General features: G+C 66.8%; 6 protein-coding genes and 3 pseudogenes. 2 read left to right on the top strand and 7 right to left on the bottom strand.

Annotation, left to right across the window (positions count from 1 at the left end):
* Positions 1–713: 713 nt before the first annotated feature.
* Positions 714–1,979, top strand: a pseudogene (locus Q0283_RS01870) (IS701 family transposase).
* Between the two features lie 384 nt (positions 1,980–2,363).
* Here the strand turns inward: Q0283_RS01870 and Q0283_RS01865 are convergent.
* Both Q0283_RS01865 and Q0283_RS01860 read right to left on the bottom strand, forming a co-directional pair.
* Positions 2,364–2,795 (bottom strand): hypothetical protein, encoded by a 432-nt coding sequence (locus Q0283_RS01865; protein ID WP_298042324.1) that lies wholly within the window; start codon positions 2,793–2,795, stop codon positions 2,364–2,366.
* Between the two features lie 14 nt (positions 2,796–2,809).
* Positions 2,810–3,481, bottom strand: coding sequence for a ParA family protein (locus Q0283_RS01860; protein WP_298042321.1), 672 nt, complete (start codon positions 3,479–3,481; stop codon positions 2,810–2,812).
* A gap of 2,188 nt (positions 3,482–5,669) precedes the next feature.
* Between Q0283_RS01860 and Q0283_RS01855 the strand changes: the two genes are divergently transcribed.
* Entirely contained in the window at positions 5,670–6,266 is a 597-nt protein-coding gene (locus Q0283_RS01855; RefSeq protein ID WP_298042318.1) for a hypothetical protein, read from the top strand.
* A 692-nt stretch (positions 6,267–6,958) separates the two neighbouring features.
* On the opposite strand, the gene Q0283_RS01850 is transcribed toward Q0283_RS01855, so the two are convergent.
* The 5 genes and pseudogenes from Q0283_RS01850 to Q0283_RS01830 all read right to left on the bottom strand — a co-directional run bounded on the left by Q0283_RS01850 (position 6,959) and on the right by Q0283_RS01830 (position 11,165).
* On the bottom strand, positions 6,959–7,189 hold the full coding sequence (locus Q0283_RS01850; RefSeq protein ID WP_298042316.1) for a hypothetical protein: 231 nt from the start codon (positions 7,187–7,189) through the stop codon (positions 6,959–6,961).
* 52 nt (positions 7,190–7,241) lie between these two features.
* Positions 7,242–7,775: a hypothetical protein gene (locus tag Q0283_RS01845; protein WP_298042313.1), complete on the bottom strand. Its 534-nt coding sequence runs from the start codon at positions 7,773–7,775 to the stop codon at positions 7,242–7,244.
* Positions 7,772–8,845 carry a transglycosylase SLT domain-containing protein gene (locus Q0283_RS01840; protein ID WP_298042312.1) on the bottom strand — a complete coding sequence of 358 codons (1,074 nt, stop codon included), beginning with the start codon at positions 8,843–8,845 and terminating at the stop codon, positions 7,772–7,774. The genes Q0283_RS01845 and Q0283_RS01840 overlap by 4 nt, the downstream gene beginning before the upstream one ends.
* A gap of 14 nt (positions 8,846–8,859) precedes the next feature.
* Positions 8,860–9,843 (bottom strand): annotated as a pseudogene (locus tag Q0283_RS01835) (chromosome partitioning protein ParA); the annotation flags it as partial.
* Between the two features lie 60 nt (positions 9,844–9,903).
* A pseudogene (locus Q0283_RS01830) lies at positions 9,904–11,165 on the bottom strand (IS256 family transposase).
* Positions 11,166–11,684 lie beyond the last annotated feature (519 nt).

Here is an 11,684-nt window from a genome sequence, read left to right as displayed (position 1 = left end):
ACGGTGGAGCAGATGGAGTCCGCCGGCCTGCCCGCGTCCACCCCGCTGGCCGGGCGCGACATCAATGCCCCGCTACGCGCCGTCGTCGCTGACGCGGTGGCCCGGACCCGGGTGTCGTTGCAGGAATAGGCAAGGATCCGACCCGGCAACGACCGACGCGCAGGTCTCGGCGTTTTCTCTCGGGCGGTGACGGTCAACTTTGGCTGCCGGCACGGGGCCCACGGGACAGCGAGACACGTCAGCTACTCGCCCACCACCAGGGACAGAGCGGTTACCTCCAGCTGCCCTCTGCCCTCGCGCGGTTCATCCTGCGATGAGGCGGTTCACTGCAGGTGGACAGTGACCAATCACTGCCCGAACGCTTCGCGTCCGATACCGGCACGCCGACCCAGTCGTGGGTTTCGAACGCTTTGTATACGGCTTCAGACTCTGGGCTGCGGGCTGGAACCTCGGTCTCCAACCGTGCATCGATCCATAACTGGAGGTCGTACTGGGGCTCTCCGTTGAAATACACGGCGTGGAACGGCGCTCGAGGATCCTTCCTGCAGACCAGGTTGCCCCTGACCTTGACACCGTCGATGAAAACACCGGGCTCGTCGCCTCTCGTCCTGTAATTCATTCTCACGGGTGGCCCCCTCACTCATCCGGTCAACAGAACTAGTAGTACTTCGTTAGGTCTTCCGGTGGATGCGGACGCTGAGTAGTTTCATGCCATGCGTGCTGATCGATCGCCGGATGTGCGTGAGCGGCTGGAGGAGTTTGTCGCCGAGGCGTTCGCCTCGCTGGTCCGGAAAGACCAGCGGGCCAAGGGTGGGCTGTACCTGCAGGGGTTGATGCTGGAGGGTCGCCGGAAGTCGATGCAGCCGATGGGCGCCCGGCTCGGGATCGACTACCAGCAGCTGCAGCAGTTCGTGTCCTCCTCGCCGTGGCCGGTCGAGCCGGTCCGCCAGGTGTTGGCGTCGAAGGCGATCGAGCTGGTGCACCCGGAGGCGTGGGTCGTCGATGACACCGGGTTCCCCAAGGTGGGCACGGCCTCGCCCGGGGTGGCCCGGCAGTATTCCGGCACACTGGGCAAGATCGGCAACTGCCAGATCGCGGTGAGTGTGCACGCGGTCACCGACCAGGCCTCCTGCCCACTGGACTGGCGCCTGTTTGTGCCCGCTGCCTGGGACGACACCTGCCAGGCCACGGCCCAGGACGCCGAGCAGGTCAGGGCGCGCCGGGCGAAGGCGGGCATCCCCGACACGGTGCGGCACCGGCCCAAATGGCAGCTGGCGCTGCAGATGCTCGACGAGCTGGCCGGCTGGGGCCACCGGCCCCCGGTGGTGGTGGCCGACGCCGGTTACGGACAGAACAGCGCCTTCCGCACCGCTCTGACCCAGCGCCGGATCCCGTACGTGGTGGCCGTCAAGGCCGACACCAGCGCCCATCGGGCCGAGGCCACCCCGGCGGTGATGGACTACTCCGGGCGCGGGCCCCGTCCGCGCACTGCCCGCTACCACCAGGCCCCGTGATCGGTGCAGGCCCTGGCGACCGAGCACCCCGAGCGGTTCACCGAGGTCGCTTGGCGCACCGGCACCCGCACCGGCCCCGCGAACCGGTCGGCGGTGATGAGCAGCCGGTTCACCGCCCTGCGGGTGCGCCCGGCCCATCGCACCATCCCCAGGGCGGCGGACGGGACCCTGCCGGCGTGCTGGCTGCTGGCCGAATGGCCGACCGGCGCCGCCGAGCCCACCGACTACTGGCTCTCCACCCTCGGCGAAGACACCGCACTGGACGAACTGGTGCGGCTGGCCAAGACCGACAAGCGGATCGAGCACGACTACCGCGAACTCAAGCACGGCCTGGGCCTGGACCACTTCGAGGGTCGGACCTGGATCGGCTGGCACCACCACGTCACCTTGGTCACCGCCGCCCACCTGTTCGCCACCGCCCAGCGCCTGGAGCCGGACCCAAAAGCACCGGCGGCGGCCAGCTGAGCTTCTACCAGACTCTGGCCGCCCTCCAGATGGCCGTCATCGCCCTGATCGGCCACTGCCCCTACTGCCACCAGGACTGGCAGCCGACCTAACGAAGTACTACTAGTCGAAGCCCCGCGATACGTGAAAGCCCAGGGACGACTCCCCGCCCCTCTGCTGGTCCACCAATCCCGGGCGCGCTTTCAGCGCCCGGGATTGGCCTCGCAACGGGACGAGTTCGCGGCCGGCACCCTGGACCCGCAGCGAGTGTCTTGGTCGGATCGCCACATGCCGGCATGCAGGCCCGACTTGGACACTCCGCGGTGGACGCGAAGGGCGTACCCCACCGCCAGCCCGCGACATAAACAATGACAGACTGACAGACTCCGTCACTCAGGGGTTCTGTCAGTTTATTTCGTGAAGTCCGAGGGATCGAAGCAGGTCGGCCTCGGTGGTTCCGTGCAGGTCGTCGAGACGGGTGAAGAGCAGTTCGAGGCCGACGCGGATCAGGGTGTTGTCGGTGATCCGCTCCCCCTGTCCCTGCCGAGCGAGGTTCAGGCCACGCACGATGCCGCTGAGCCGATCGGCCTGCGCAGCGGTGAGGCGCGATTCCTTGCGGACCAGAGTTTTGTACCGGGGCAGTCCAGCTGGCGCCGAGGGTACGGTGACTGCCGGGGGCGTCTCCGTATTCTGCTTCTGAGCGGCCGGGGCCGCCTTGGGAGCAGCGGGACGTTTCGCCGGCTTCGGGGCGGCCTCTTTTCCGTTCGGAGCGGGTACAGGCTTCGGGGTGGCCGGCGTAGCTTTCCGCGTCTCGAGCAGGTCGCTCAGGTCGGTCATGCGAGCTTTGGCCATCAGGCGTTCACTCCTTCGCGGGTGCGGTCCTCAGCCTTCCACTGCTTGCGCAGTGCCTTCAGTACGTCCCGGTAGTCCCCGGCCGCCTTCTCGCTCATCCGGTTCTTCTCATATGCAGTGACCACGGTGCCGTCGATGGAGGCCCGTTCGTGGACCTTGTAGGAGCGCACGTGGGGGTCGAGCACGCTGAGTTGCAGCTGGGTGAGCAGATCACGAGTGTCCTCGACGTCGCGGGGCACCCGCGGGTCTGTGCGGGTGAGTAGAACCGAGTAGGCAGTGCCAGTGGGTTCGACGACGTCCTGCCAGGTGCGGACCAGCGGCCGGACAGCCATCGCGGTGGGTTCGGTGGGCAGGATGGCGTGGTCGCAGTATTCAACGATCTTGCGCAGCAGGTCGGCGTTCTGGAGGTTGCCGGGGGTGTCTACGACGATCAGGTCGAAGTCGAGGCTGCGCATCTCTCCGAGGTCCTCGGGGTTTCGCGCGGTGACGATCGGGAAGTCGAGTTCTTTGCCGGACTTCTCGGCGGCACTCCCCCAGTCCATGGCCGAGCCCTGCGGGTCTAGATCGACGACCAGCACCCGTTCAGTTTCGGCGGCCAGTGCCGCTAAGGCCATGACGGTGGTCGTCTTTCCGACTCCGCCCTTTTCGTTCACGACGGCGACGATTCGCATTCGCCCTCCTTGATGGTTGATTACAGATATGCACCAGAGTCAGGTACTCACAGATTGCCAGAGTCTGTAAGTCTGTGGGTGACAGATTTCGGAAGTTCCGTTACCGCCCAGACTACGGTTCTCTGCCGCAGGGGCTCGTCTTGACACGCCGACACCACAGAGTCTGTCACTGACAGAGTCTGTTGTCATTGCTGCGCAGGGTCTCAACTCGCAAAGAGCGCGTGCCTGTTAGTTACAGAGTTCGGGAGTACGCGAGTCTGTTATTCGCGGCGCAGAGCGTGGAGAAGTGCCTCGCTAGGCCCGGCTCACCAGAGACCAGACCGGATTAGGTCATGCAACAGAGTCTGTTACTAACAGACTCCGAAACTTCCAGTGGTAGCGAGCCTAACGCGTCGGTTGTATTAGCTCTGAGGAGAGGGCGAATCTCTTTAGTGTCCGTTGATGCGGAGCCGTCTATGAACGGGACTAAGTGGCCCGTTCACTCCCTTGCCCATTGAGGGGGCCGGTGCTGCTGGCGAACGTTGATCGCGGAAGGTCGAGTCCAGTACGGAGCCTGTTCCCGCGGGAGCGAGGGGTCATGTGTCTGCACATCACGGAGTCTGTGAGTCCGGGAGTCCGAGCGAGGCGTGGTGGAAAGACGCGCTAAAAGATGCGGAAGGTGTCGCGTGCCCCTTGCAGAGTCTTGTCACTCCCGGAAATCGCCCGGAGGCCCCCGTCGGGACGAACAGTCTCTGCGAGTCCGTGACTGTGTTACTCCACGGGTGGGAAATCGGGGGAGTCCGGCGAGGGAGTGGTCGGGGATCAGGGACTAAATTGACTCAATCACGAACTCTGTTACTAACAGACTCCGACGCTATTGGCCGCGCCGGGGAACGCGCCAGGGGGAAATTTTTGCGGCGTGGAGGGCATCCCCTGATGTTGAGCCGGGTCGTCCGGCCACGTCCTGCAACTGAGCGCGTCACGAGCCCGATGTCCGCTCATCCCACGGCGGGCACTCGTAGACACTAGTTCTAAACCTCGATCCTTGATCCCTGACCCGAGACCGGGACCGTGCACGCAGCTCCACCGCCTCACGAATCTGCGCGGGGATGAGCCACAGAGTCTGTCCGCCTGTGAGTTACAGAGTCTGTGATCAAAGGAAAGGAAGGGATCGTCGAAGAGGACATGTCTGCGTTGTAATCGTCAGTAGGCATCGGAGTACGGACCTCGGAGACTTGAGGCCGTTGGTCCAAGGACATGGCGGTGAAGTAGCGAGGTTGAACAGTCCCGGAGAGTTAGGTTCCGGGAATCAGGTCGGCGATGATCTGAAAAACAGATTCTGTGAGTTACAGAGTCTCGTACTCCCAGTACTCTGTCAGGCGGCCTGATCGACTGCGTCCACCCTGCGCAATCGGCCGGCGGCACTCGTATCTACACGTGCTTGTCCGGTGAGCGCCAGCCACCGGGCGCGTCGATAGTCTGCTTTGCCATCGGGCCGACGGGGGTGGGCCCCGTAAACGTTTGTACCAAGCTCGGAAATAAGACTTAGCTGGCCAGGGCCTGCCCGTCGGCTGGCTGCGGTGCGTCGGGGTGCTTGCATCCAGGCCAGCTCGGCTTGCCACCAGGCCCAGAGTTCGCGTTCAAGCCTGTAACGGGCGCTTCGCTCGGCAAGACGCCCGTGTACGCGCAACCGTCTGGCGGCCGTTGGGCGAGGATCGGTGATCTTCCGGGACCAGCCGGTGGGGGAGTGGGTGAGCAGACCCGCTTCAGTAAGTCGGTCCAGCAGCCTGGCCGCATGGTCCCTAGTCGTACCAATGTCCTGAGCTAGCTGTGTCAAAGTCCGGGCATTTCTAGAGACTTTGGCGTAGAGGTTACCGGCAGCGTGTCCAAGCCCGGGTCCCAGCGTGAAGACATCGTGGACGCAGGCGCGGATCCTCTGGGTCAGAGTTTCCAGGAGGGTCAGTCTCTCTGCGGCCCCGGCCCCTGCGGGGCGCGGGTCCGCTTGTGACCGACTCTTAGGTTCCTTGCTGTGGATATCGCCGTGGGGGTGCAATCGCCACCGCGCTCCTCGGGACCCTTCAGCGTCTTGGACCTTGGTGATCCAGCCGTCCGCGGCCAGCCGGAGCAAGGCGACTCGAGCGGTCTCGCGGCCGATGCCGGCGAGCAAGCCAAGGCGGCGGATGTCGGTCTCCAGGTCCGGGGTGAGGGCTTGCAGGGCCAGGAGGGACAGGACGTCCAGGACCCGGCGGTCGGCCGGCCCGCGGCCCTGGCTCCAGCGGCCCGCGGCGGCATCGGCGCGGGCCTGGACGTCGCGGACGTGGGCGGTGATGGCGTCGGCGCGGGCATCAAACGTCGGGTCTTCGCCGATCTGGCGGGGTGTGGTGGCCACGTGGGCCACGGCCTTGGCCCACTGCCGGGCCAGGGTCGCTGCAACATCCCGGGGCTCGCGGGGCACTCGTTGGGTGCTCCTACCGGTAGACAACCGGTAGGAGCGCAGGTGCTCCAGGCCGGGACTGGTGGGCACGAGGGCGGCGACGTCGGCGTGCTTCCAGCGGGCGGCGGCCGCCCCGATGAGCACACGCCAGAGCACCGCGGAAGCGTCCCCAAACGCTGCGTCTTCCTCGAGGGCCGCCCCGCTGACGGCGGGCAGTTCCCGCCGGGGACCGGGCAGGTAAGGATGCCCGTGATCATCAACTGGCAGCGGCCGGTGCGCCTCGAGGGGGCCGGATGGTTCGGCTGCTCCCACGAGTGTCGCCAGGTGCTCGACGAGGGCCCGGACAGCGGCAGCGGAGCCGGAGGGCGCTAAGAGGCTGTTCAGGTCACCGGAGACGACGGTGGAGGTACCCCCTGCTCGGTGGGGAGCACCCGGGGGACGGACACAACCGGTGGCCGGGTTGGTCAGCGGCGCCAGGTCCAGGGTGGGGCACAGGTGTCGGGCCAGTCGGGCCAGGGTGGCTACGGTGTCAGCCTCCACGGAATCCGCGAGAGCGGCCCAGACGTGACGGCCGCCGGACGGCCCGGACGCACAGACCACAGGGGCCAGGCCGGCTTCGTCGAGCAGTCCGACAAGGGTTTCGGCATCACGCGCAACCGCAACTGCGGCGTCGGGGGTCTTGGCATCGAGGTCGAAGGCCAGCAACCGGTACCTGTGGTCACTGCCGGCCAAGTACACGGCCCAGGGGCGCGCCGGGGTGTCTGCGGTGGTACGCCGGTGCGTGCCGTACTGGTTGAGGATGGCGCCGGTGGCGTCTACTACGGCCACGCGCACACTCGGGCGTGGGCTGAGGGCATGTGTGAGCGACCACGCAGCGTGACACGCTTCAGGAACTTTCCCCCGCGAAGAGGGTACGGCTATAGTGAGCAACAGACCTCCAGAAGCGTCTTGGCGGACGCGGAAGGTAGAACCCTCGACCGAGTGGTTGGTAGCCGGTAACGGTCAGGGTTGGATAACTAGATATTTCTGTGGAAGGACCCGTTGGCGCGGGTCCTTCTGCTGTATCAGGCGGTTTTCTGCAGCGGCAGCTCCTCCTGCATCTCGACGTCGGACAAATCGGTGCGGGCCAGCTTCTCCTGCACGGCTTCGGCGATGAAGTCGCTGGCGGGAATGCCGCGGGCCTCGGCGAGACGGAAGATCAGATCAGCCATCTCAACGGGAACACGGGCGGTCATGACATGTCGGTCGCCCTTGGAGGGACGTCCTGCGCGGCGGGAACGGACCTGTGTAGTCATGCTCCCCACACTAGAGTTTCTGAAATCGACTTCATACGTATGACACGCCGGGTCAGTAGTTGTAGTCATGGATTTCGTTGTCCTGGGTGAACTCGAAGTAGTAGATGCGGGGCTGGGTGCCGGGTTCTGTGGGGATGTCGCTGCCGTCGGGGGAGTCCCAGGTCCAGGTGGCGAGGACGGAGACGCCGGTGTCGGTGAGTTCGGTGGCGGTATTGAGTTCGACGGTGGGTGCGGAGGTGGCTTCGCGTTTGGCGGCCTTGAGCCATTCGGTGCCGGTGGCGGGGCGTTCGGGGGCGATGACGGCCTTGGCGCGTTGGGCGGTCATCAGGTGTCGGGCGCGTTGTTCGGCGGCGGTGCGGTTGTGGTCGGTGGCCGGGGTCCAGGTGGTCATGATGCGCGCGGCGTCCAGGGCGATGCGTTCGCGTTCGGTGTGCGCCGGGCTGGTGGTGGCGGTCGCGGGGGAGGGGCTCACGGTCGGTTCGGGGGTCTGCGGGGCGAGGGCGGGCACGATGAGGGCCGCGGCGGTGGCTCCGATGGCGGCGGCGCCGACGACGGTGCCGGTGAGGGCGATCCAGGGGCGTCTCACAGGATGATTCCCTTCTGGGCGAGGAGCGGGCGGGGGTCTATGGCGTGTTCCCGGCTGGGGGTGGTGCCGGGGGCGTCGGGGGTGGTGATCTGGAAGTGCAGGTGGGTTCCGGAGGCGTTGCCGGAGGCTCCTTCGGAGCACAGCGGGGTGCCGACGGCCACCGTGTCCCCGGTGGCGACCCGGAGGGTGCCGGGGGCGCAGTGGTGGAACTGGAAGTTCAGCTTCGGGTCCTCGGTCATGGTGCCCAGTACGTGGGTGCCCAGGTACTCGTGCCCGGGCATCGAGTCTGCGGCGGAGCGGATGATCATGTCGGTGGGGGCCACGACGGTGCCGCCCCCGGCCAGGTCGATGCCGGTGTGGGCGGTGACGTAGTCGTTGCAGGAGGGCACCCCGGCCGGGCAGGGGCGGCGGCCGAACAGGCTGGTGAGCTGCCCTCCCGGCAGCGGGTGGGTCCATTCCCCGGTGCCGAGTTCCCCGATGAACTCGCCTCCCACGGGTTGGCAGTCGGCGGAGTAGTCCAGCTGCGCGGTGCGGGTGATCTTCTGCACGTAGTTGGTGGTCTCGGCGTAGGGCGGGATGCCCTGGTGCTTCAGCACGGCCCCGGGGCCGGCGTTGTAGGCGGCCAGGATCAGCTGGATCGTCTTTGCCTCGCTCTGGGCGAGGTGCCCGACCTGGGTGCGCAGGTCCTTCATGTACCGGCCCAGGGCGGCGATCCCGGCTTTCGGGTCGAAGGGGTCGGCTCCGGCCCCGTACTGCTCCCAGGTGGCGGGCATGAACTGGGCGATACCGCGGGCCCCGACGGGTGAGCGGGCGGTGTGGTCCCAGCCGGATTCGGCCTGGATCTGGGCGGCGACCAGTGCGGTCGGGACCCCGGCCTCGGTAGCGGCCGCGGTGACGTTCTGGCGGTGTTGCTCGGGGATGCCCGTGGTGTTGCCGCCGGCCGGGCGGCACCCGGCCTGGGCGGTGGGGGTCTGGTCGTTGAGCATCATCAGCATCACCGGGATCAGGATCAGCAGCCCCACGACGGCGGCCGCGGCGCCGACGGGTAGCAGGCTGCGGGAGGTGTCCACGGCGGCGGGTTCCCTTAGAAGCCTTGGGCGACGGCCGCCGCGGCGGCCAGCCAGGCCCGCTGGGTGCCCGGGCGCAGGGCGTCGTAGCGGATCAGCCCGCGCACCAGGGCCGGGTCGTAGGGCACCCGGACCACCGAGCGGACCAGCGGGGTGAAACCGTCGGCGATGCGCTGGGCCTCGGCCCGGGCCGTCTTCAGCGCGTCGCCCCCGAGGCCGCGGGCGGCGTCGGTGGATTCGGAGACGATGACCACCGCACCCCGGGCGAGCTCCGCGTCGTGCCCGCCCCGGGCCTCCAGGGTCTGCAGGGTGAGCAGGGCGGCCTCGGCGCGGTCTTCCATCGCGGTGACCGGCACGACGAGCTGGTCGGTGTGGTCGATCATCCGGCGCCAGTTGGCCGAGCGGGCGGTGTTGCCCGAGTCCATGACGATCATCCGGTAGAACCGGGAGGCGACCTGGTGGGCGATGTCGACTTCCTCGGCGGTGACCTCGTGGTCGCCCTCGTCGTTGCCATCGGAGCGCAGCACGTCGTACTTGTCCGCCGGCTGGTGGTGGACGAAGTGCGCCAGGTCCGCGGTGGAGGTCTCCGGGGAGAGCAACCGAGCCGAGGAGTCCACCAGGTCCAGCACGCTGGCGGTGTGGGGGCCTTGTTCGGTGCGCCACCCGAGGGTGCCCTGGGATTCGTTGTTGTCCCAGGCCAGCACCGGCCCACCGCCGTAGCGGGCCAGCACGGCGGAGAGCAGGGCCACGGTGGGGGTCTTGTTCGCCCCGCCCTTGCGGTTGACCACGGCCACGGTCCTGGGTCCGGGCCAGTGCTGGGACACGGTGCGCACGTCCTCCCGTTCGGCCAGCTCGGCCTCCGACGGTGGCAGGCGCAGGCCCATCCGGTTCAGCGCGGCCCGCCACCCCTGGGTCGCGGGTTCGGTGGTGGTGTCCGGGACCAGGAAGGTCGTCTCGCGCAGGCTGCGCCGCGTCGGTGCCGCAGGGGCCACCGGGGCGGCCGGGGCGGCCGCCGTCTGAGGGACTGTCCGATAAAGGGTGTGTGGGTCCGGCGATTTTCATCAGTGAGTGGTTCTTTCGAACCGTCCGGCGAAGGTGATCGCGAAGGCGTTCAGCGCCGGCTTCCACCTCATCACCCAGCGTGCCTTTCCGCCGCCGGTCGGATCAAGAGACCGGGTGACGAGGTACAGGCACTTCAGCGCCGCGGCCTCGTTCGGGAAGTGGCCCCGGGCCCGCACCGCCCTCCGATAGCGGGCGTTGATCGACTCGATCGCATTCGTCGTGCAGATCACCCGGCGGATCTCCACGTCGTACTCCAGGAACGGCACGAACTGAAGCCCAGGACGACTCCCAGAGCTGCACGATGGCCGGGTACCGCTGGCCCCACTCGGTCGTGAACTCGACGAACCGATCCTTCGCCGCTTGCTCCGACGGTGCGGTGTAGACCGGCTTGAGGGCCTTGACGATCCCGTCGCGGGGCTGCCGGCCGGCATAGCGGAAGCTGTTGCGGATCAGGTGCACGATGCACTGCTGCACCACCGTCCGCTCCCAGGTGGTCGTGATCGCCTCGGGCAATCCCTTGAGCCCATCGCGGACGGCGATGAGCACGTCCTCCACGCCCCGGTTCTTCAGTTCGGAGAACACCTGCAGCCAGAACCGGGCTCCCTCGGCGCCGTCACCGGCCCAGATCCCCAGGATCTCCCGCTCTCCGTTGGTGGTGACGCCCATGACCACGTAGTACGGGGTGTTGCGGACCTGGCCGTCGCGGACCTTGACCACGATGGCGTCGACGAAGATCACCGGGTAGAGCGGATCCAGGGGCCGGGCCGACCACTCCGCGAGTTCCCCGGCGACCTTCTCGGTGATCCTGGAGATGGTGTCCTTGGAGACCGTCGCTCCGTAGACCTCCTCGAAGTGCGCGGCGATCTCCCCGGTCGTCAGGCCCCGGGCCGAGAGTGAAAGGACGATCTGATCGATGCCGTCCAGGCGGCGTTTGCGCTTGGGCACGATCACCGGTTCGAAGGACCCGTCCCGGTCCCGGGGTACCTCGATCTGCACGGGGCCGATCTGAAGTCAGCACGGTCTTGGATCGGGTGCCGTTGCGCGTGTTCTCCGCGATCGGCACCTCACCGTGCTCGTGCCCCAGATGCTCCGTCAGCTCCGCCTCCAGTGCCGTCTCGAGCACGTTCTTGGTGAGCTGGTTCAGCAGCCCGCCCGGGCCGACCAGACTCACGCCCTGCTCCTTGGCCTGCGCGAGCAGCTTCTCAGCCAGTTCCTTATGGTCAATGATCTCTCCGGTCACGGGATCGATCATCGCGTCCATTGCTTCGGTCGTGGACTCTGACACGGCCGTCTCCTCTCGGATCAGCCCGGACCCTCACACACCGTTTTTCTTACAGTCCCCCACTGACATGCCGTTTGAGTGGTATGAGGTGTCTCTTGTGACTCTCAAACTCTGCCTTTTGCTTTGGGCGACGGAAGTGGCCTGAGGTGTGTGCGTATTGAGTATTAAGGCGTCCGTGGTTGGTGTGAGACTGGTCGGGTGATTGAGCGTGCAGTGAACTTTGATCGCCTCCGCGGAATGCACTGCGGCTCCTGTAGGCACGAGTGGCACGCGAACGATGAGTGGTTGGATCGCTTTCATCAGGGGTATGAAACCTGTCCAGAATGTGGCACCGACTGCCAAGTCGAGAAGCGGCCAGACTTCTGGGCGGCGCGAGACGACCCCTCGTATGATGACTCGAAGGTGCGCGATACATACTGGTACCACACGTCGGTGCACGCGAATGGGACTGCTGCACCGATAGGTGACAGGGTGGGTCAGGCTGCCTAAGCGGCAGCT

The sequence above is a fragment of the uncultured Citricoccus sp. genome, assembly GCF_937871995.1.
Classification (GTDB): Bacteria; Actinomycetota; Actinomycetes; order Actinomycetales; family Micrococcaceae; genus Citricoccus.
This window is presented reverse-complemented; position numbering and strand designations above follow the sequence as displayed.

Excerpts from the sequence above, each read along its gene's own strand:
- Q0283_RS01865 (WP_298042324.1), bottom strand. The coding sequence starts at position 2,795 with ATGACCGACCTGAGCGACCTGCTCGAGACGCGGAAAGCTACGCCGGCC.
- Q0283_RS01860 (WP_298042321.1), bottom strand. The coding sequence starts at position 3,481 with ATGCGAATCGTCGCCGTCGTGAACGAAAAGGGCGGAGTCGGAAAGACG.
- Q0283_RS01850 (WP_298042316.1), bottom strand. The coding sequence starts at position 7,189 with ATGACTACACAGGTCCGTTCCCGCCGCGCAGGACGTCCCTCCAAGGGC.